13 protein-coding genes are annotated in these 21,174 nt (G+C 53.5%); 3 read left to right on the top strand and 10 right to left on the bottom strand.

Annotated features, from left to right (window positions below; translation table 11 throughout):
- Positions 1–319 precede the first annotated feature (319 nt).
- The 8 genes from Q8L79_RS04120 to Q8L79_RS04085 all read right to left on the bottom strand — a co-directional run bounded on the left by Q8L79_RS04120 (position 320) and on the right by Q8L79_RS04085 (position 16,095).
- Positions 320–1,798 carry an efflux transporter outer membrane subunit gene (locus tag Q8L79_RS04120; RefSeq protein ID WP_305268222.1) on the bottom strand — a complete coding sequence of 493 codons (1,479 nt, stop codon included), beginning with the start codon at positions 1,796–1,798 and terminating at the stop codon, positions 320–322.
- 248 nt (positions 1,799–2,046) lie between these two features.
- Positions 2,047–5,163, bottom strand: a complete 3,117-nt coding sequence (locus Q8L79_RS04115; protein WP_305268220.1) for a multidrug efflux RND transporter permease subunit — start codon at positions 5,161–5,163, stop codon at positions 2,047–2,049.
- The gene (locus tag Q8L79_RS04110) at positions 5,160–5,690 is read right to left on the bottom strand and encodes a hypothetical protein (protein WP_305268218.1); all 531 of its coding nucleotides are present in this window, start codon (positions 5,688–5,690) and stop codon (positions 5,160–5,162) included. Before Q8L79_RS04110 ends, Q8L79_RS04115 begins: the two co-directional genes overlap by 4 nt.
- Positions 5,687–8,818, bottom strand: coding sequence for an MdtB/MuxB family multidrug efflux RND transporter permease subunit (locus Q8L79_RS04105; RefSeq protein ID WP_305268216.1), 3,132 nt, complete (start codon positions 8,816–8,818; stop codon positions 5,687–5,689). Before Q8L79_RS04105 ends, Q8L79_RS04110 begins: the two co-directional genes overlap by 4 nt.
- A gap of 258 nt (positions 8,819–9,076) precedes the next feature.
- Positions 9,077–10,342, bottom strand: coding sequence for an MdtA/MuxA family multidrug efflux RND transporter periplasmic adaptor subunit (locus Q8L79_RS04100; RefSeq protein WP_305268214.1), 1,266 nt, complete (start codon positions 10,340–10,342; stop codon positions 9,077–9,079).
- 10 nt (positions 10,343–10,352) lie between these two features.
- Entirely contained in the window at positions 10,353–11,000 is a 648-nt protein-coding gene (locus tag Q8L79_RS04095) for a TetR/AcrR family transcriptional regulator (RefSeq protein ID WP_305268212.1), read from the bottom strand.
- Positions 11,001–11,394: 394 nt separating this feature from the next.
- Entirely contained in the window at positions 11,395–12,759 is a 1,365-nt protein-coding gene (locus Q8L79_RS04090) for an ATP-binding protein (protein WP_305268210.1), read from the bottom strand.
- A gap of 240 nt (positions 12,760–12,999) precedes the next feature.
- The gene (locus Q8L79_RS04085) at positions 13,000–16,095 is read right to left on the bottom strand and encodes a chemotaxis protein CheB (protein ID WP_305268208.1); all 3,096 of its coding nucleotides are present in this window, start codon (positions 16,093–16,095) and stop codon (positions 13,000–13,002) included.
- A gap of 634 nt (positions 16,096–16,729) precedes the next feature.
- Here Q8L79_RS04085 and Q8L79_RS04080 point away from each other — a divergent pair.
- Both Q8L79_RS04080 and Q8L79_RS04075 read left to right on the top strand, forming a co-directional pair.
- The gene (locus tag Q8L79_RS04080) at positions 16,730–17,278 is read left to right on the top strand and encodes a hypothetical protein (RefSeq protein WP_305268207.1); all 549 of its coding nucleotides are present in this window, start codon (positions 16,730–16,732) and stop codon (positions 17,276–17,278) included.
- A 481-nt stretch (positions 17,279–17,759) separates the two neighbouring features.
- The gene (locus Q8L79_RS04075; RefSeq protein ID WP_305268206.1) at positions 17,760–18,791 is read left to right on the top strand and encodes a sterol desaturase family protein; all 1,032 of its coding nucleotides are present in this window, start codon (positions 17,760–17,762) and stop codon (positions 18,789–18,791) included.
- A gap of 63 nt (positions 18,792–18,854) precedes the next feature.
- Here Q8L79_RS04075 and Q8L79_RS04070 read toward each other — a convergent pair whose 3' ends face one another.
- Both Q8L79_RS04070 and rtcA read right to left on the bottom strand, forming a co-directional pair.
- On the bottom strand, positions 18,855–19,106 hold the full coding sequence (locus tag Q8L79_RS04070; RefSeq protein WP_305268205.1) for a DUF504 domain-containing protein: 252 nt from the start codon (positions 19,104–19,106) through the stop codon (positions 18,855–18,857).
- 7 nt (positions 19,107–19,113) lie between these two features.
- Positions 19,114–20,175 (bottom strand): RNA 3'-terminal phosphate cyclase, encoded by a 1,062-nt coding sequence (gene rtcA / locus Q8L79_RS04065; protein ID WP_305268204.1) that lies wholly within the window; start codon positions 20,173–20,175, stop codon positions 19,114–19,116.
- A gap of 230 nt (positions 20,176–20,405) precedes the next feature.
- On the opposite strand from rtcA, the gene Q8L79_RS04060 reads away from it, so the two are divergent.
- Positions 20,406–21,116, top strand: a complete 711-nt coding sequence (locus Q8L79_RS04060) for a metal-dependent hydrolase (protein WP_305268203.1) — start codon at positions 20,406–20,408, stop codon at positions 21,114–21,116.
- Positions 21,117–21,174: the final 58 nt, after the last annotated feature.

Genomic DNA, 21,174 nt, shown 5'->3' with positions numbered 1-21,174 from the left:
AATGCCGGGAATGCTATTTTAAGGTTTTGTTCAGTAGAGTGCTGATGCAGCACAATGTTTATAACTTGTTTTTATTACCATGAAGGACATGAAGATAATGAAGGGGATAATTTGTCGAATAAGGTGATTAGGTGCGTATCAAAGACCCGTGTTTTATAAACCGTCTCAATCACACATGAAGTCAATACAGTAATATCTTCAAGTCCTTCATGCTCTTCATACTCTTCATACTCTTCATGGTAAAAATAAATGACATTTTTTGAAATCAGCACCTGTTCAGTATTTCAGCGTCAATCCATGACGAACAGCGCGGGGATTATCAATCCACCGGAAATATCAAATAATCCGTCCATTTAACCTCGCCGCCCGCTTGGTCTTCGCTCGGCAGCATTGCCACATTCCAGCCGCCGCCCAAGGCCTTGACCAGCTGCACCGAGGCTGACATCCGGTCGCTATGCAACTGCACGGCGGTCTGCCGGTTGGATAAGGCCACGGTTTGCGCGATTATCACATCCAAATAACTGACGGTTCCGGCCTTATATTGATTGATGATCAGCGCCAGCGCCTGGTTGGCGGCGGCGACGGCTTTATCCCGCACCTGCTTCTCTTCCTCCAGTATCCGTAAGGCGGCCAGATTGTCCTCCACTTCCTGAAATCCGGTCAGCACCGTTTGCCGGTAGGCGGCGACGCTGGCGTCGAAACCGTCGATCGCCTGTTTGTACTGGGCGTTTTTAGCGCCGCCGTCGAATACCGTCAATGCCGCACCGGCCGGACCCAGCGCCCAATAGCGGCTAGCCGCCTTGAACAGATTATCCAAAGTGGACGCTTGAAAACCATTGGTGGCGGCCAGATTCAAGCTCGGGTAATAAGCCGCTTTGGCTACGCCGATCTGGGCATTGGCGGCGGCGATTTTTCGTTCGGCGGCGGCAATGTCCGGACGCCGCTCCAGCAGCTCCGAAGGCAGGCTGACCGGAATCGGCGGCGGCTGTACGTCCAGCGGCGCAGGAGCCAGGGACAGTTCGGCCGGGGCCTTGCCGATCAATACTGCAATCGCATGTTCCAGTTTCGCCCGTTGTACGCCGAGATCGATGGCTTGGGCGCGCGCCGATTCCAGTTGGGTTTCGGCCTGCATCACATCGCTCTTGGCGACCATGCCGACCGCATAACGGTTTTTGATGATTTGCAGGGTTCTGCTGTAGGCAGCCACGGTTTCATCGAGCAGCGCTTTTTGCGCATCCAAGGCCTTTAGCTGAAAGTAATTATCGGCCAATGCCGCTTCGCTGGACAGCCGCAAGGCCTGCAAGGTGGCCGCGCTGGCTTGGGCGCTGCCGGTGTTGGCTTCAACTTGGCGGCGAACGCTGCCCCATAAGTCCGGCTCCCAGGCAATTGCCCCGGCGACGCCGAACAGGCTCCTGACTCCCGACACCGCCACGTTTTGGCCGCTGGCGGCGCGGAAGCGGTTGGTCATGCCGGTAAGATTGAGTATCGGGAAAAAAGCCGATTGCGCCGATTGCACCAGATGCTGGGCTTGGCGGTATTGCGCCTCGGCCTGGATGATCGACTGGTTAGCGGCGGCGACCTGTTCTTCCAGTCCATTAAGCCGGGGATCGTTAAAAATTTCCCACCATTTGCCGGACAGCACGTTGTCGCGAGGCTGGGCCTGTTTCCAGCCTTTGCTTTCCTTGAACTCATTGGAAATCTTTGCTTCGGGGCGGACATAGTCGGGACCGACCGTGCAACCGGCCAGTTGTGCGGCTAATAGTGAATAAATCAGGGATTGGCTAATGCGAACTGTCATGTAAGTCTCAAGGATAAGTAGCTAACAAAAAAAACTTAAAATTCACCACGAAGACACGAAGTTTTGTTTCTCAAGCGGGGCGGGGGTTGCAACCCCGCTCCTAATGTTTCTGTGATGACTGAGTATAGTGAGCGTACTTAGCCAACGAAAAACGTTTCGGACGGGGCAACATGCCCCGTCCGGCTTGTGTAGTTATGTTTTTTCTTCGTGTCCTTCGTGTCTTCGTGGTGAATAAGAAATTTGGGAGTTCATTGTATTGAAAGATTTTGTCTGCTTCGGAAACGCCGACCAAACCACAGCCGGAAACGATCCAGGTAAAGATAAACCACCGGCGTCGTGTACAGAGTCAACATCTGGCTGAAAATCAGGCCGCCGACGATGGAAATACCCAACGGCTGGCGCAGTTCCGCGCCGTAACCGCTGCCCAGCGCCAGCGGCAACGCACCGAACAGAGCGGCCAGCGTAGTCATCATGATCGGCCGGAAACGCAGCAGGCAGGCTTGAAAAATCGCCTCGCGGGAATCCAGGCCGAGCTCGCGTTCTGCATACAGCGCAAAGTCGATCATCATGATCGCATTTTTCTTGACGATGCCGATCAGCAAAATCACGCCGATCAGCGCAATGATGCTGAATTCGGTATCGCAAGCCATCAGCGCCAGCAGCGCGCCGACCCCCGCCGAAGGCAGCGTGGACAGGATGGTTAGCGGATGGATGTAGCTTTCGTAGAGTACGCCGAGCACAATGTAAATGCTGACCAAAGCGGCCAGAATCAAAAAAGGCTGGTTGCTTAACGACTCCTTAAAGGCTTTGGCCGAACCCTGAAAGCTGCCTTGAACCGCATTCGGCACGCCGATGTCGCGCATGGTTTTTTCGATCAGTCCGGTGGCGGTGGACAACGAGGTGCCGGGCTTAAGATTAAACGACAGCGTGGCGGCGGCGAACTGACCTTGATGATTGACCGACAACGGCGTGTTGGTCGGCGCAAAGCTGGCCAGCGCCGACAACGGCACCTGGAGTGAGCCCGGCTGCTCGCCGGACGGCAGGCGCTTGGCGGGCACGCTGATATAAACCTGCTTTAAGGCTTCCGGGCTTTGCCAATATTCTGGAGCCAGTTCCATCACCACCCGGTACTGGTTGAGCGGATTGTAAATCACCGAAACCTGACGCTGACCGAAAGCATCGTTAAGACTGGCATCGATCATGGCTTGGCTGACGCCGTAGCGCGACGCCATATCCCGGTTGACCACCAAACCGATCTGCCGGCCTTTGTCTTGCTGGCTGGTGCTGACGTCGCTAAGCTCCGGCAGCTTGGACAGCGCGGCGACCACTTTCGGCATCCACTCCCGGAGCAGGCCCAGATCGTCGGATTGCAGGGCGTAGTCGAACGAGCCTAACGAAGGCCGGCCGCCGATACGCAGTTCTTGTGCAGGCGACAGATGCAGCTCGGCGCCGGGAATGCGTTTGACCTTATCGCGCAAACGGCCCATGACTTCTTCAATGGGCTCCCGTTCCTCGTGCGGCTTCAGCACCACGAAGACCCTTGCGCTATTGCCGCTCTGCTGGCTGCCGGCATACCCGGCCACCGTAGTGACTGCCGGATCCTGTCGCAACAGCTCGGAAAATTGGAAAAATTTTCTCTGCAAGGCCTCAAAAGAAGTACCTTGATCGGTTTGAATCTCACCATGCAGCCTGCCGCCGTCCTGGGTCGGGAAAAAACCTTTGTCGATCACGGTGTACAGGTAAATATTAAGACCTATGGTGCCGAGTAAAATCAGCATCATGATGCGGCTATGGCGCAACGCCCAGCGCAGCGAGCTTTCGTAAGCTGTCTGCACCCGGTCGAACGCCCGGCCTATGCCTTGATAGAGACGGCCATGCTGCGGACTTTCCCTGCCCACCCAACGCGCGCACAGCATCGGCGTGACAGTCAGCGACACCAGCAACGAGACCAGCACCGCCGCCGATAGCGTCACCGCAAACTCCCTGAACAAGCGGCCGACCACGCCGCCCATCAACAAAATCGGCAGAAACACCGCCACCAGCGACACGCTCATCGCCATCACCGTAAAGCCGACTTCCTTGGCGGCCAACAACGCAGCTTTGAACGGCGCTACGCCTTTTTCGATATGGCGGCTGGTGTTTTCCAGCACCACGATCGCGTCGTCGACCACAAAGCCGGTGGCAATGGTCAGCGCCATCAGGGTCAGGTTGTTCAGACTGTAGTTGAAAAAACACATGGCCGCACAAGCGCCGAGCAAGGATGCCGGCACCGCAATAATCGGCACCAGCGTGGAACGCAAGTCCCGCAAGAACAACAGCACCACCAGAATCACCAGCACGATGGCGATCAATAAACTGCGCTCGACTTCGACAATCGAAGCCCGGATGGTCTGCGAACGGTCGATAACCACCGACAGATCGATGGCGCTGGGAATGGAAGCGCGCAGTTGCGGCAATAGGGCCTGAACCTGGTCGACGGTTTCAATCACGTTAGCCAGCGGTTGCTTTCTGAGAATTATCAGCACCGACTGCTTACCGTTGTTCAGTCCGGTATTGCGAAGATCTTCAACCGAATCCACGACCTCGCCGAGATCGGAGATTCTGACCGGCGCGCCGTTGCGGTAGTTGACGATCAGCGGCAGGTAATCGGCGGCTTTGCGGACTTGGTCATTGGCCTGAATCTGCCAGCGTTGTTCAGCGTTTTCCAGCACGCCTTTCGGGCGGCTGATATTGGTTTGGGTGATGGTGCTTCTGACATCCTCCAGGCCGATGCCGTATTTTGTCAGTGCATTGGGGTTCAGTTCGACCCGCACCGCCGGTAACGCAGAGCCGCCGACCTGGACTTGGCCGATGCCGGGAATCTGCGCTATTTTCTGCGCCAGGATGGTCGAGGCGGCATCGTACATCTGCCCTCGGCCGAGAGTGTCCGAAGTCAGCGCCAGTATCAGGATAGGCGAGTCGGACGGATTGTTCCGGCGGTAACTGGGGAGATTGGGCATGCTGGTAGGCAGCAGACTGGCGGCGGCATTGATCGCCGCCTGGACATCGCGGGCGGCGCCGTTGATATCGCGATCCAAATCGAATTGCAGGGTAATCTGGGTAGATCCCTGCGAACTGCTGGAAGTCATTTCGGTAATACCGGCGATGCGCCCCAAGGCCCTCTCCAGCGGCGTGGCAACCGTGGCCGCCATAGTCTCTGCGCTAGCTCCCGGCAACTGGGCCTGCACATTGATGGTCGGAAAATCCACCTGCGGCAACGACGCTACCGGCAAGTTCAGGTAAGCCAGAATGCCGACCAGGATGATCGCCAGCGTCAGCAGACTGGTGGCGACCGGACGGTAAATAAACAGTGCCGACAAATTCATAGTTTTTTGTCCACGAAAGACTCACTGAGCGTGACGGGGTTTGCAACCCCGTCATTCACGTTTCGTAATCTATTGAGTCCTTGAAACGTTTCGGTCGGGGTTGCAAACCCCGACCGGCATTGAGCACGAAAATTTCGCCCAATGACTTTTCGTGTCTTTCGTGCTTTTTTCGCTCGTTCCCAAGCTCCAGCTTGGGAATGCAGTCTTGGAAGCTCCAGCTTCCCGACTCGCGAAGCTGGAGCTTCGCTAACTGGGTTCCCAAGCAGGAGCTTGGGAACCAGCGCAAAAATTTCACTTAGGAATGTGCATGAAATAACTTGAGCAAGTTTTATTTTTAAACCATGAAGAACATGAAAGGCATGAAGGATTGAAGTCTTCTTGTCCTTCATGCTCTTCATGGTAATTGCGTAAATTAATTTATGCCTGTTGGTTAAAAACCCCGACCGGCATTGAACACGAAAATCTCGCCCAATAAATTTTCGTGTCTTTCGTGCTTTTCGTGGACAAATTGCGGTTCTTAAATTCATCGCAAATTTCCGTCGCTTTCAGCCGGATTCAGGTTCAGCCAGCCGTTCACGCGCCGCGCCAGGCTATCCATCCACAAATAAATCACCGGCGTGGTGTACAAGGTCAATAACTGGCTGAGCAACAAGCCGCCGACCATGGTGATGCCCAGCGGATGACGCAACTCCGAGCCGACGCCGCTGCCCAGCATCAGCGGCAAAGCGCCGAGCAATGCGGCCAGCGTGGTCATCAGGATCGGCCGAAAGCGCAGCAGACAGGCTTGGAAAATCGCGTCTTCCGGTGACATGCCTTGCTTGCGCTCGGCTTCCAACGCAAAATCGATCATCATGATCGCGTTCTTCTTGACGATACCGATCAACAAAATAATGCCGATAATGCCGATAATGCCCAAATCGCCGCCCGAAAGCATTAATGCCAGTAGCGCGCCGACCCCGGCGGAAGGCAACGTGGACAGGATGGTGATCGGGTGGATATAGCTTTCGTACAGCACACCGAGCACGATATAAACAGTGATGATCGCGGCCAGGATCAGCCACAGGGTATTGCCCAGCGAAGCTTTGAAGGCGAGCGCCGCGCCCTGATAACTGGTGCGGATGCTCAACGGCAAGCCGATCTCCTGTTTGATGCGGTCGATGGCTGTTACCGCATCGCCCAGCGCCGCACCCGGAGCCAGGTTAAACGATAATGTCGCCACCGGGAACTGGTCGAGATGGTTGATCGACAGCGGCGTCGGCCGTTCCGAGATTTCAGCTATCGCCGACAGCGGCACCTGCGTGCCGTTGCTTGAAGGAATCCGTAAATCGTTCAGAGCTTCCGGCGAACTTTGCGCGGCCGCATCGACTTCAAGCACCACCCGATACTGGTTGGACTGGGTGAAAATTGTCGATACCAGCCGTTGTCCGTAAGCGCTGTACAGCGCATTATCGACTGCCGCAGTAGTAACGCCGAGACGGCTGGCGGTGCTGCGGTCGATGTTGACGTAGACTTGTTGGCCCTGATCCTGCACATCGCTGGTCACATCGGCAAGTTCCGGCTGGCCGCCTAGCTCTTCAACCAGCTTATGCGTCCAGCGGTTCAATTCATCAATGTCGGGTGTCTCCAATGTGAACTGATACTGGGTGCGGCTGACCCGGTTCTCCATGGTCAAATCCTGTACCGGCTGCAAATACAGGGTAACCCCGGTCAACGCGGCCAGTTTGGGTTTCAGCCGGGCGATGACTTCGGTTGCGCTCAGTTTGCGTTCGGCTTGCGGCTTCAGGTTGATCAGGAAACGGCCGGCGTTGGGCGTGGTATTGATGCCGTCGACGCCGATGAACGACGACAGGCTGTCCACGGCCGGGTCATCAAGCAGCAGGGCGGCCAGTTTTTGCTGATGTTCGGCCATCGCCGAAAAGGACACGTTTTGCGGCGCTTCGGAAAAACCCTGAATGATGCCGGTATCCTGGATCGGGAAAAAGCCTTTGGGAATGAAAATATACAGCGCCACGGTCAATGCAGCGGTGGCGAAAAACACCGACATGGTCAGGACTTGCCGCAGCATGACCCATTCCAGACTGCGGCCGTACCCGGCAATCAGTTTGTCGAACCAGTCGGCGGGCTTTTCAACGTCGGTATGTTCCTGTTTGGGGCGTAGCAGCTTGGCGCACATCATCGGCGTCAGCGTCAGCGACACGACTGCGGAAATCAGGATCGCCACCGCCAGCGTGATCGCAAATTCCCGAAACAAGCGGCCGACCACGTCGCCCATAAACAGCAGCGGAATCAGCACCGCGACCAGCGAAAAAGTCAGCGAGATGATCGTAAAGCCGATTTGTTCGGAGCCTTTCAAAGCCGCTTTTAACGGCGATTCCCCACGCTCGATATAGCGGCTTATGTTCTCGATGACCACGATCGCGTCGTCGACGACAAAGCCGGTCGCTATGGTCAGCGCCATCAGCGTTAAATTGTTGATGCTGAACTCGGCCAGATACATCACCGCGAACGTGCCGACCAAGGACAGCGGCACCGCAACGCCCGGAATGATGGTAGCGGGGACGTTGCGCAGGAACAGGAAAATCACCATCACCACCAGCGCCACCGCCAGCAGCAACTCGAACTGCACATCATGCACCGAGGCGCGGATGGTCACGGTGCGATCGGTCAACGGCAGCACTTCGACGCTGAGCGGCAACGACGCCTGTAATTTCGGCAGCAGTTCCTTGATGCGGTCGACCACTTCGATGACGTTCGCACCGGGCTGACGCTGGATGTTGACGATCACCGCCGCCTCTTTGTTCGCCCAGGCCGCCAGCCTGACATTTTCCGCGCCGTCGACCACGTCGGCGACTTCGGACAGCCGCACCGGCGCAGCGTTGCGGTAAGCCACCACCAAATCGCGATATTCCGACGCCGAGCGCAACTGGTCGTTGCTGTCGATAATCGCCGAGCGCATCGGCCCGTTGAACATGCCTTTGGGTTGATTGACGTTGGCGGCGGCAATGGCGCTACGCACGTCTTCGAGACTGATGCCGTAAGCGGCCAGCGCTTTATGATTGGCCTGAATCCGCACCGCAGGCCGCTGGCCGCCGCTAATGCTGACCATGCCGACGCCGGGCAACTGGGCTATTTTTTGCGCCAGCCGGGTATCGACCAAATCTTGAACCTTGAACAACGGTAGGGCCTTGGAGCTGATTGCCAGCGTCATGATCGGCGTGTCGGCCGGATTAACCTTGCTGTAAATCGGCGCTTGCGGCAAGTCGTTCGGCAGGAAGTTGGCGGCGGCATTTATCGCCGCCTGCACGCTTTGTTCGGCAATATCCAAATCCAGGTTCAGGTTGAATTGCAGGGTAATCACCGACGCACCGCCGGAACTGGTCGACGACATCTGGGTGAGTCCGGGCATCTGTCCGAACTGGCGTTCCAGCGGCGAGGTGATCACCGACGTCATAACTTCAGGGCTGGCGCCCGGATACAAAGTGACCACCTGTATGGTCGGATAATCGACTTGCGGCAAAGCGGAAACAGGCAACAACCGGTAAGCCAGGATACCGACCAGCAACATCGCCACCATCAGCAGCGAAGTCGCCACCGGGCGCAGAATGAACAGCCGGGACGGATTGAACTTCGGCAGGCTATGGTTTGATGAGGTCATATTTGTCTCGTTACCACGCATTGCATCACTGTCATTAGGTTAAGCACATCGATACTCCGTAGGAGCGGGCCGTGCCCGCGACATTCGTACAGCGATTGCAGACTTCCTCGTTCCCACGCGCCGCGTGGGAATGCAGTGCAGGACGCGCTGCGTCCCGTAACGCCAGACGCTGACCGTGATTCGCGGCGCAGCGCGCCTTGACTGCATTCCCACGGAGCCCGTGGGAACGAGAGCAGGTATAGTTTGCTGAGTTCATAATCAAGGACGCCGATCTTTTTTACGCGACCTGCCTTCGGGCTTGGCCTGTATATTCGGGTCCGCCGCCACGGCCAGTCCGTCTTTTTGGGCAACGTCGACCTGGCTGCCTTCGCGCAGCCTGTCGACGCCCTCCACCACGACTGTTTCATTGGCGGCAAGATTACTGAGCACCGCAACCTTGTCCCCTTCGGTCGGCCCCAAAGTAATTCGGCGTACCTGTACGGTTTTTTCCTGGCCGACCACGTAGACAAACGGGCCTTGGGTATCGTGCTGAATCGCGGCACTGGAAACCACCGTCACGCCGGGCAAGGTATCCAGGTGCATTTTGATGTTGACGAACTGATTGGCAAACAGCGTGCCCTCTTTATTCTCGAATTGCGCCTTCAGTTTCAGCGTGCCGGTGGTGGAATCGATCTGGTTATCGAGCGCCAGCAATTTGCCATCGGCCAGCTTGATTTTACCGGCCCGGTCATAGGCCTCGATATGGATCGGTTCGTTGGCGCTGCGGCGCTGCACCACTGACGGCACCTTGTCTTCAGGCAGGGTAAACACCACGCTGATCGGCTGGAGCTGGGTAATAACCACCAGGCCGTTAGTATCATTAGCTTTGACGATATTGCCCTGATCGATCTGGCGCAATCCGACCCGTCCCGAAATCGGCGCGGTCAGTCGCGCATAGCTAAGCTGGAGTTTGGCATTATTGACCTGGGCTTTATCCATTTCCACAATGCCGCGATACTGTTTGACCTGAGCTTCCTGAGTCATGGTTTGCTGGGCGGAAATCGAATCCTGTTCCAACAAAGTCAGGTAACGGTCATGATCTATTTGGGCATTTTTCAGCAAAGCTTCATCGCGCATCAGCTGGCCTTCGACCTGCTGCAACTGCACCTGAAACGGGCGCGGGTCGATTTCCGCCAGTAACTCGCCTTCCTTGATCATCTGGCCTTCATTGAACACCACCCGTATCAGTTCGCCGTCAACCCTCGGCTTTACGGTCACGGTGCGCAATGGGGTTACCGTGCCCAAGCCGTTCAGATACACCGGAAAATCGGCTTTGCCTGCGGTTTCTATCGCTACCGCCGCCGGTGCGTCATCGTCGCGGCCGCGTTTGCCGCCCTTGGAATCGGATTTTGCATCGGAAGAGTGGGAATACTGGAAATAAAAGCCTGCGGCGATGAGCGCCAGAACGATCAGCAAACCGGGCAATAAAAAAGCCCGGCGGCGGTTGGCGAACGGAGATAATTCGTGGCGATTGTCTTGACTCATACGAACAGTGTTAATTAAGGGTTTGAGAGCGGATAGCGTGAATACCGGCCAGCGAGAATTGCACGACGTGTTCGGCAAAGACCTTGATGTCGCTCAAATCGCTGGGATGGCTGCGAAACGGCCGGGCACCTTGCATGTGCTTTAAGCGCAACAGCTGAAAACATTGGCCCATGATGCTGGCATGACAATATTGGATTTGTTGCTCGCTGGCCGCCTGTCCCAGGCACTCTTTCAGCAAGGCGAACATTTGCAGGCGTTGCGGATTGATTTCCTTTTCCAGAATATCGGCCAGCAACCGGGTGGGCTGAGCCATTTCCTTATGAATAATCGCAAACGAATAGGAGTTTTCATCGCCCATGCGCCTGACCAGGGATTTAATCCGCACGGCCAGCCGTTGTTCCGCCGATGCGTCGTCCATCAGCCCGCCGTCGGGCGGATACAAGTCAAGTTCCTGGTTAAAAGCAAAACGCCAGGATTCCAGATAGAGAGTTTCCTTGTCCCGGAAATGATAATTAACCGAGGCAATATTGGCTTTCGCCTGCTCGCAGATTTCAGCTATCGTCGCGTCCTGAAAACCTTTCTCGGCAAAGATTCGGCTGGCTGCGGTTAATAGTCGGTTGCGAGTTTGTTCCGACTTGGTGGTTTTAAGGTTCGTCATCTAGGAAAGTTGAAAACAGGATTACATTTGGCAATTGAAATCATAAATTCAAATGCGCATTTGATTATTTAAAAATCATATATCAGTTTCATGGCATTCCAAATATATATTTTATTTAGCAAGCTTTGTACCAAGCTTTACGGTGTTGATTTTATTTGGATTCTATTCAAGACGCTTCCTCAGGTGCTCGAAAATCAGCTGCAGTTGCGTAAGCGCTGCCTATCAGCCAACAGTTTGTTACGGATGTAAGGGCCGCCGATAATGTCCAGTACATCGCCGAGTTGACTCGCGGCGTAGCGCGTGGGAATGCGGAAAAAAAACACGGCAGGGAAATCCCTGTGTCTGTCGATATATCGACAGCAATGAATCAACCGCTGCTGAATCAGCAACAATCCTATGTTGATATTTCCTTTTTCCCTATTGGCAGTGTGAAATAAAAAGTGGCGCCTTTCCCATAGGCGCTATGGAAATCAAAAGTGCCTCCATGGGCTTCGATCAATGAGCGGCTGATGGATAATCCCATGCCCATGCCCTCTGCCTTGGTGGTGTAAAACGGCGTTAATATTTTTTGTTTTTGGTCTTCGTTTATTCCGGAGCCATTGTCCTCCACCTCGACCTGGATGTTGTTATTGCGAGTTAACCGGCTGCGGATGGTTAACCGGCGCGGCTGTTCAGCAGGTAGGGATCGTAAAACATCTACACCGTTTTTGATCAGATTTATCAGGACTTGTTCGATTTGTATGGAATCAACACAGAAAGACGGCAGATTGTTTTCCAGCTCAAGTTGCAGGTCTATATTGTTCGGTTTAAGTTCAGCAACGCATAGATCAATACAGTTACGGATTAATGCATTAGCATCGGCGGGTGAACGGTGTTCCGGGTAAGATTTGATAAATTTCCTCATCCGATGAATGACTTTTCCCATCCTTAACGCCTGTTGCTGAGTTTTGGCTAGAATATCGGCGAGCTTTGCCAGATCGGGACTTTCAGCATTAATAAGGTTTAAACTGGCTTGGGTATAGCCGGAAATCGCAGCCAGAGGCTGGTTGACTTCATGGGCGATGCCCGAGGCCATTTCACCCATCAAGCCAAGACGGGTAACATGGGCGAGTTCGCTCAGATGTTCCTTGTCTTGCTGTTCAAGGCGAATGCGCTCGGTGATATTGCTAAGCGTAATACGGAGGGACGGCGCGCCGTCCTCATCCTGCGCGGTGATAGCATCCAGATGCGCCCAGAATTGAGCGCCTTCATTATTCAACATCCGCAACTCGATCTCCTGCTGTTTATTGGATTCAAAGAGTTGTTTGCAGAACGCATAGTAAAGGCTTAGGTCCTCATTGAGGACGAAGTATGAGAACAGCCTGGTAAGCAATGTACGCCGAGGCAAGCCCAATAAGGTGGCTGCTATGAGGTTGGCTTGCGTAATCAAATCTTTTTTGCTGACGGTGAAATAACTCACCGGCGCCAAGTCATAGAGATCGAAATAGCGTGCCTTTTCAACTTCCAGCTCCTGCTGTGCCTGACGCAGCTCCTCGTTCTGTAGCTCCAATTCGATCTGATGCACACGCAGCTCGTGAAAGAGTTCTTTTTGTTCCTCGGGCGACAGGGACTTGAGCCGTTCCGGTGAATACGCCGTTTTTTCCTGGAGAAGCGCTTCGGCATGTCGGTGTAGTCTGGTTTCCGAACTTTCTTGCAATAAACCGCGCATATCTGACGAAAGGCCGGCAGGGGTGGGATGTTTATCAGTTCGTCTGTTCATTTGGGGTCATAAAATAGTTGATCATGGAAAAGGCGTTTTGCCCGCGAAAACAACAAAAAGCATAAAAATTTCGAAGAAATACCAATCTATAGGCGGTTACCCAAAAGGTGACAGGTTAAATCAACAGAGCATACTGATGTGTTTCGCGGACTAACTGGTTGATGAGGGTTTTCCTCACTTAAGTCGATCATGGTTCGACAAACTCTCTCCACGAACGGCTTAACCCGAAACTGTCCCGGCTTAACTGGGAAGCCGTTGATGAGTCTGTGCTTCGTTTACCCGTTCCGTTGTCGCAACTGCATACATCTGCCCTGTCTCATTGACTAAAGCGGTGGCCATTATCCATACTTCCACGACAGTCTCATTTTCAGTGAGCCGTTGTGTACGATACGGCTTCATAATTTTACCTTTGCCAAGGTTAACTATCTTGGCCAACTCTTTCTTGCGCAGGGCATCGGGGATTCTGTCGCTGACGTTCATCAGCAATGCCTCGTCTTCGCTCCAGCCGTACATTCTTACCGCTCCAGGGTTCCAGGCGATAATCCGGCCGTTCAGGTCCTGTACGGTAATGGCATCGTAGGCATCGCGCACGACCACGGCTAAACGGAGCAGCCTGTTGGCTTTCTCCAGCTCATCTTCAATCCGCTTTGTCCCGGTGATGTCGACAAAGGTGATCACTGCGCCCTCAATCGTGTTGTCCAGCGTGCGGTAAGGTTGGATGCGCATGGTGTACCACTTGTCATCGCTGGCTTGCACACGGCTTTCTATGGGGATCAGCGTTTTCAGGACGGACTTAATATCCGCCCCCAGGCGGTCGTAGTTGACCAGATTGGTGACGATGTGGTTTACGGGGCGGTTTGTATCGTGCTGGAGCAGGTTGATGATCTGGGTAACCAGGGGGTTGAAGCGCAAGATGCGCAGGTTATTGTCGACAAAAAGGGTAGCGATGCCGGAGCCGTCCAGCAGGTTGGTCATGTCGCTGGAGAGCTGTGCCGCAACATCCACCTTGGCTTGTAATTCAGCGTTGACCGTAGACAGCTCTTCGTTGACCGATTGCAATTCTTCCTTGGAGGTTTCAAGTTCCTCGTTGGTGGATTGCAATTCTTCGTTGACCGATTGCATCTCTTCGTTGGCGGATTTAAGTTCTTCGTTGGACGACTCCAGCTCTGCATGGGTAGACAGAAGGTAGTCCTCCTTGGCCTGTAGTTCCCGTCTAAGCTCGGCAATCAGATGCAAATTTTCGTCGGAGCTGTGGCTTGTATCATTGTCGGCAAGCGCCAGCTGCATTTGTTCAGTGTTAATAACCGGCGCCTCCTCCAGGATGACCAAGTAGAGAGGCGTCTCAAGTGTACCAACCAATTTTGAGGTCACCGGTCGGATACTCAGGTTGACCAAGGTAAAGTGGCCGTTGGTTTTAACGCGCAGGGCATTATCGTGCACGATCTCCCCGGTCGTTGCCGCTTTGTGCAGGGCAATAGTCAAGCGGGACCGCAATCCTGCCCTGGCCATCTTCAGGATATTGATGATGCCAACTTCACCCTCAGCAGGCTCCAGGTACATACCCGTGCGTCCGTGCAGGTAGAAGATGTCGCCTTTGCTGTTGACCAGTGAGGCAGAAGGGGCGATATGCTGCAAGAGCATTTGTTCGGTCAGTTCGCGCAAAGGAGGTTTCACAGGAAATGCATTCTGGGTAATGTTTTGTCGAACCGAGGCGTTTATCGCCGTCATGGGCAGAATAAACAGTTTTTGGGTGCCGTAAGGGCGGCCGTAAATATTTTCTTTACGCAGATAGAGTTTCGACTTGCGGTCCAGTACGGAAAAAAGGTCGTCATACTCGCCTACGCTTTCGGATGTGCCCAAGAACAGCAGGCCCCCTTGATTGAGCGAATAGTGGAATAGGGGGATGATTTTCTTTTGCAAATAAGCGTCCAGGTAAATCATGAGGTTGCGGCAACTAATGAGATCGAGTTTTGAAAAAGGGGGGTCTTTGATCAAGTCATGCTCGGAAAAGACCATCATATCGCGGATTCCTTTGTGGATACGGTAGTTGCTGCCGTCCCGCTCGGCGGTAAAAAAGCGAGCCAGCCGCTCCGGCGAGATGTCGTCGGAGATGCTCGCAGGATAAAGCCCGGCTCGGGCCGCGACAATCGCCCGGCTGTTAATGTCGGTGGCGAATATTTGCACCGTGTAACTGAGTTTTTGCGCCTCCATGGCTTCCACCAGGAGAATGGCGATGGAATAGGCCTCCTCTCCGGTCGAACATCCCGGAACCCACACGCGGATTACGGTGCCTAAGAGCTTGTTGACAAAAAGCTTGGCACTGATCTGTTCCGCAAGCGCCTGAAATGCCGCCGGATCGCGGAAGAAATTGGTCACGCCGATCAACATATCGAGAAACAGCGCCTCCACCTCGATCGGTGTCTGCTGTAAATATTTGATGTAATCGTCAATGGCTTCAATCTGGTGGACGGCCATGCGCCGCTCGATGCGGCGGTTGATAGTGTTGGGCTTGTATTGGGAAAAATCGTGCCCGGTCTGGTTACGCAACAGAATGAATATCTTCTTCATCGAGGTCTGGTTCCGGAGCGTAAGGCTGGCGCCTAACTGGCTGAGTTTACCGAAGGCGTGGGTGACATAGTCGATCAGTTTGGCGGGCATTGCTGCCGCCGGGAGCACATAGTCTACTAATCCTGTTGCGATGGCGCTGCTTGGCATGCTGTCGAATTCAATGGATTCCGGGGATTGCGCCATGACCATGCCGCATTCGCTCTTGATGAGCCGAATGCCCTGGCTGCCGTCACTGCCTGCGCCGGAGAGTATGATGCCGATGGCCCGTTCGTGCTGATCCTGCGCCAGCGAACGGAAAAAGAAGTCAATGGGCAGACGCTGATTATCTGTCTTGGAGATGTCCAGCAAGTGTAAAGCGCCGTTCTGAAACGCCATATCGAAGCTGGGTGGGATAATGTAGATGCAGTTGGGCTGCACGATCATGCCGTCCTCAACTTGGAAAACCGGCATAGGAGTGTAGCGTTGGATAATTTCTGTGAGCATACTCTTGTGATCGGGAGCCAAATGCTGCACCAGCACAAAAGCCATGCCGGGATTGGTGTTTCGAGGCATTCCGGAGAAGAATGCCTCGAAGGCCGCCAGTCCCCCAGCCGAAGCGCCGATGCCGACAACGGGGAAGCCGCTATGGGTCGCTTGAGGGGCGACTTGTGTTACCTGTATTTTTTTTATGGTCATGGCATGATCTAAAAGAGGTGAAAGCTGAATAGTATGAGGTGTGTAGATGTTGATTTGTCCGGCGGCGTTGCCATTTACGCCTGCTTTGTGCATTCATAATGAAAGCATAATACCTTGTATCAATACCCCGGGGGCGCTATTTTTCGAAAGCTTTTATCGGCATCCCCACCCAACAAGCGACAAAAACCACCCGACCGCAAATACTGCGGCTGCCCCATTGGGCCGGTACAGGCACTAAGTCCGAGCACTAAAACAACATAATTGAGGGGGATTGAATATTTCCTAATGATTCCTTATGGATAAATTACGTGGCAAGGCCACGCAACTTACTGTAACCGGATCGGTATGCCGAGTCTGTTCGGTATCGCACCTAAGTCGACAAGTGTTCCATAGGTTTCAAAAAACAAAATTATGATTACTTCGTTCCCACACGCAGCGCTCATCGTTATACACAAGTGCCTGCGGGCTGTTGTTAGGCGAGAAACATGCGATAGACAGGCCTTCCAGGTTTTTAAAACCTGGAAGGCCTGACGTGCAACGTTTTACAACTTCCTGGAATCCAGCGCATGCCAGTAAAGGCTGCGGCCGGGAAAACCCGGTTAAAACCGGCGGAGCAGGTCTGTTCTATTGCTTTGCGATCAATTAATGTTCATCATTTGCCGACCTGCTCGGAATTAACCGATGCGCCGGAAACAACTGACGTTTTTATCAATAACCCAAGGTTCAGATGCTCTTAACATTAAAGTTCGCCCTCATCGTAATAGCGCTATCGGCATTTTCAGCGTGTTCGCAGAAATCGGTCATCCGCGACCAGAAGGAAAGTCTTAAATCGTCAGCCACGATTCAGGAACTGATGCTTTCGTTGATTGCTCCCGCCTCTGACGGGGTTTGGAACTCAGTCAGCAAGTCCGGCATAGGAGAAAAACAGCCGCATACGGACCAAGAATGGGCGGCGGCCAGGCAACACGCCACCACGCTGCTTGACGCGGCCATACGGTTGAGCGAAGGCGGCCGTCTCGTAGCGATAAAGGACTCGAAATTTGAAATCCCCGGCGTCAAAAAAAGTCCTGAAGAAATTCGGCAATTAATTGATGCGAAGCCGGAGATTTTTTTCAGGTATGCGCAGCAACTTCAGGCGACAGCCGAAGAAACGCTGGCCGCGATAGATGCAAAGAATCCAACGGCTTTGCGTGAAGTCGGAGGCCGAGTCGATGAAACTTGCGAACAATGTCATACAACTTTTTGGTATCCAAATCAGCTTAAACCCAAGCAATGAGGATGAAATTTAATGGTGCATTTAATAGGTGAGGTAGCCATAAGAACCGGGAAAGTTTGGTATTTGTACGGGTGGGCAAAAAATCCGGCCCACCCGCGGCATCCCGATTGCAATGATAACGACGCTTGGTGGTTTGGTGTTGCGAAGGTGCGTAAAAAAGAACAATTGCACCGGACTGATGCAATCCAGCGGCTAACCAATAAACTTTCTTCCAACGCTATTTGCAATCCCTTTTCTTCTTCATAAACCTCAAACCTTTGACAATCATGGCTTGCAGGGAGGCATTGACTGCGCCTTACGGCCTTCCCCAGCTAAAAAGCGGTTTGTGGCGTGGATTTTGCTGGTATTTAATCAAAGCGTTTTCTTAAGTAAAGAACCCGAGCACATCGGAATTATCGCCAAGCCTTTTCATCAAATTGTCACCGCTTTTACTTAAGATATCGTTGCATTAAGTTCACTTAAGTTTATCGAGGATAAGTCAATGTCCAGTGAAATTACCTCATTAATCACCTTTGTTGAATCCTATTTAACATGGCTCTCAAGCATGTCGGGAGAAGTGGCGGCATTGATCCTGCTTATTGCATTTGTCGTGCTGTCGGCTCTTGAGCTTAACTATCCCAAGCGCAGACTATCCATGAAACAAGCGCGTCAGTCTTATCAAACCAATGTCAGCCTGTTTATTTTCAACAGTATCGTTATCTCGTTGCTGTCGGCAACACCCTTGTTGATAGTGGCCGAGCACTATTCAGATCGGGGGCTGCTGGGTTATATCGCCAATCCTGCATGGAAAGCCCTGCTGTCGTTTGTGTTGCTTGATTTAATGCTCTATGGCTGGCACAAAGCCAGTCACAGTTTTGATTGCCTGTGGATGTTTCACAAAGTGCATCACAACGATCCGTATCTAAATGTTTCAACCGCCTTTCGGATACACATTGTGGAGCTGTTAATCATCACCGTGCTGAAATTGGCCTACATTATCATCCTGGGCGTAAACCAAACGATGGTACTCACTAATGAAACGCTATTGACCTTGTTCATCATGTTTCATCACACCAATATTTCATTTCGCGGTGAGAAACAGTTGGGGCGAGTCATTATCGCACCCTATTTGCACCGTGCGCACCATTCGACCGAGCGTAACGAGCACGACAATAACTACGGTGCGGTTTTTTCGATATGGGATCGTCTTTTCGGCACGTTGGCAGATCTGGAACCTGCGGAAATCGGCATTAAAAACAGCTCGCCGCAAACCGTTTTCGGCCTTGTAAAATTCGGATTCACCCCGGAGAATCCCGTTCCTGTCTACGAGCTTGACCTGAGTCTTACGTCGATGATCGCCGAAGCGGCCTATTACAAAGCCGAAAAACGCGCTTTTACGCCGGGGAATGAGCTGCGTGACTGGCTGGAAGCGAAAAGGGAAATTATCCGGATGGTCTATGGCGATAAATATATCAGACAGCAAGCAAACGATGCCGACTGTCACTCAATGCAGGGGCCTTTTACGCTCTGTTAATCATAGTGCGCAGAGATCGATAATTTGCGGGGATAGCCCGGTATGGCAATTTTGCATCCCCGCTCACTCCCGATGCCAGATCAATTCGCCGTTCTTGTAAACCGACCTGACCCGATGCAAGGGAATGGTATGCGTCTGACCCTCGCGATCGATCAGTTCGAAAACGCCGGGGGCCTCCTTTGGCAATGTAATTTCAAGAAATGGCACAAGAATGATTTCGTGCTCGATCCGGTCGTAATAACCGATAACGAATTCGCCGTGGCTGAATTCCGGATCCCAGCGAATGCGATGGAGAAGATCTTGAATGGGGGTCATGGTTGCGTTACCCGCTTGCAAGGATTTTGACCAAACCGGTTCCGTCGGCGGCAGGAATGATGTCTATCCGCGCCAGCCCGAAACGCTCAACCACCCAGGCGTTGGTGACGAGATGCGGACTGATGCGCTCGACGCCGAAGATCGATTCGGCCCGGCACAAGGCGGCAGGCAAAATCAACTGATCGGCAAGATGCTGTTCCAGGGCCGCGCCCGAACGATAGTGGAGCAAGAGCGCGGAACCGGCTTCCTCGGCGACTTGCTCGGCGGGCTTTCCGCGTTTCCCTTGGGCGCCGAAACCGGCCAGGCTGTTTTCGTAATGCGCCGTCAAATACAAGCCGGCTCCGGGGCAGGCTGCTTTCATAACAACCGCCTCGATTTCCGCCGCCATCCCGGCCTGCTCCAGAAGATCGCGCGCATGGATAGCCATGCGTTCGCAAACATGGACGGGCAGTTTGGCGGCCAAGGCGCGTCCCGTAATCGTCTGCAACGGTCCTCGATGCTCCAGGCGCAGGGGACACAATTCCGCGGCTCCTGCAATTCGCAGCCTCACTTCTCCCCGTCCCACCGGGTACCAGCCGGAGCGCACGAGGGAAAGCTCGGCATTCACTCCCATGCGGGCCAGCATGGGCAGCCAGACATCGTGCACATAATCGTATGAAGGGCTCATGTCAACGTGCGTGCCTCCGCGCAAAACCACGGTAGATGTGCCCTCAGCCAGGGCCAGCGGTAGCAGCAGGGTTTGCAGCACCAGCATGACCGCGCCGGCGCTGCCCCCTTCCCGCGCCTCGGCCACGTCCAGGAAGTAATCGCCGGCGCGAACCGGCTTGCGAGGGATGAATTGCAGCGTTTGCGAGTCGAGTTCCGCGCCTTTCATTTCGGCGTCGCAGAGCATTGCCGCCGCCCTAACCGAAGTGAGGTGCTGCGCCGCCAGCCCCGGCTTTTTCCTGTTCGCGCGGAGCTTCTCGATACGCACCGGACGCCCGGTAATGGCAGACAGGGTCAGCGTGCTGCGCAGAATTTGCCCACCGCCTTCGCCGTGGGAACCGTCGATGATGAGCTTATTCGTCATACCTTAAACCTCCTCATATTAAAGAATAATCTTAAAAAAATCGGGTAGGTTAGGCGACAGTTTTTCGTTACCCAACATTTTGGCATGCGCTGATGGGGAAATCCGCTGCCATATTGATTGGCGCCGGCTTGAGGTGTTCTTGCACCGCGTGCCCTGCAAGGCTTATTTTAGTGAGTCCCGCTTAATTGTAATGGGTTAGACTATTATAATTTACCCAATTATCACCCCCTATGGCTAACTTTAACACCCACTTATCCATAGCCTTGGTGGTCAGTACCGGAGCCGCTATAGCAGCCGTTAATGTCAGTCTGATTAATACTGCCGATATGGCACGGCTTATATTCCTGGGCACATTGGGCGGACTATTGCCGGATATTGATTCAACCAACTCAAGACCGGCAAAAATATTGTTTTTCATATTGGCGTTAATGGGCACGGCGACGGCAATAGATACCTTTAAAAACAGCTATCCGCCCTACCCTCTATTGTTCATTATAGCGGGCACTTACCTGTTTATTCGCTACGTAATGCTTGCCTTGTTTAATCGGCTTACCATTCATCGCGGCGTATTTCATTCGATACTGGCCGCCCTGTTTTTTGCCTTACTGGCGACCTGCATTAGTTATCGCTTTATGCATCAGGATGTTTTGCATGCGTGGGCGAACGGTATTTTTATTGCCGTGGGTTTCATTGTTCATTTGCTGCTGGATGAGGTATATAGCGTTGATTTGTCGAACACAAAAATGAAAAAATCTTTTGGCACCGCTTTGAAGTTATTTAGCGGCAACAGCGTAGCCTCTTCCGTTTTGATGGCGATCTGCACACTCGCGCTTTACTGGATGACCCCGTCACACCAGCCATTGGCTGCGGTATTTAAAGGGTTTCAAATTGAATCGCTATTTCATCACAATGGCCGTCATCCCAACACTATAGCGTGTTGATTTTGGCCATGACTCCACGGCCGGATCAACTGTAGGCAGCGGCCAAGGCGCACGAGAA

The sequence above is a fragment of the Methylobacter sp. genome, from assembly GCF_030680395.1.
In the GTDB taxonomy this organism is placed as follows: Bacteria; Pseudomonadota; Gammaproteobacteria; order Methylococcales; family Methylomonadaceae; genus Methylobacter_A.
The sequence above is the reverse complement of the archived record's forward strand: the minus strand, read 5'-3'. Positions and strand labels throughout refer to the sequence as shown.

What these genes read in the sequence shown, in the direction of transcription:
- rtcA (WP_305268204.1), bottom strand. Translation starts at nt 20,175, where the DNA reads ATGACGAATAAGCTCATCATCGACGGTTCCCACGGCGAAGGCGGTGGG.
- Q8L79_RS04120 (WP_305268222.1), bottom strand. Translation starts at nt 1,798, where the DNA reads ATGACAGTTCGCATTAGCCAATCCCTGATTTATTCACTATTAGCCGCA.
- Q8L79_RS04095 (WP_305268212.1), bottom strand. Translation starts at nt 11,000, where the DNA reads ATGACGAACCTTAAAACCACCAAGTCGGAACAAACTCGCAACCGACTA.
- Q8L79_RS04115 (WP_305268220.1), bottom strand. Translation starts at nt 5,163, where the DNA reads ATGAATTTGTCGGCACTGTTTATTTACCGTCCGGTCGCCACCAGTCTG.
- Q8L79_RS04070 (WP_305268205.1), bottom strand. Translation starts at nt 19,106, where the DNA reads ATGACCCCCATTCAAGATCTTCTCCATCGCATTCGCTGGGATCCGGAA.
- Q8L79_RS04100 (WP_305268214.1), bottom strand. Translation starts at nt 10,342, where the DNA reads ATGAGTCAAGACAATCGCCACGAATTATCTCCGTTCGCCAACCGCCGC.
- Q8L79_RS04090 (WP_305268210.1), bottom strand. Translation starts at nt 12,759, where the DNA reads ATGAACAGACGAACTGATAAACATCCCACCCCTGCCGGCCTTTCGTCA.
- Q8L79_RS04085 (WP_305268208.1), bottom strand. Translation starts at nt 16,095, where the DNA reads ATGCACAAAGCAGGCGTAAATGGCAACGCCGCCGGACAAATCAACATC.
- Q8L79_RS04075 (WP_305268206.1), top strand. Translation starts at nt 17,760, where the DNA reads ATGTCCAGTGAAATTACCTCATTAATCACCTTTGTTGAATCCTATTTA.
- Q8L79_RS04060 (WP_305268203.1), top strand. Translation starts at nt 20,406, where the DNA reads ATGGCTAACTTTAACACCCACTTATCCATAGCCTTGGTGGTCAGTACC.
- Q8L79_RS04105 (WP_305268216.1), bottom strand. Translation starts at nt 8,818, where the DNA reads ATGACCTCATCAAACCATAGCCTGCCGAAGTTCAATCCGTCCCGGCTG.
- Q8L79_RS04080 (WP_305268207.1), top strand. Translation starts at nt 16,730, where the DNA reads ATGCTCTTAACATTAAAGTTCGCCCTCATCGTAATAGCGCTATCGGCA.
- Q8L79_RS04110 (WP_305268218.1), bottom strand. Translation starts at nt 5,690, where the DNA reads ATGAATTTAAGAACCGCAATTTGTCCACGAAAAGCACGAAAGACACGA.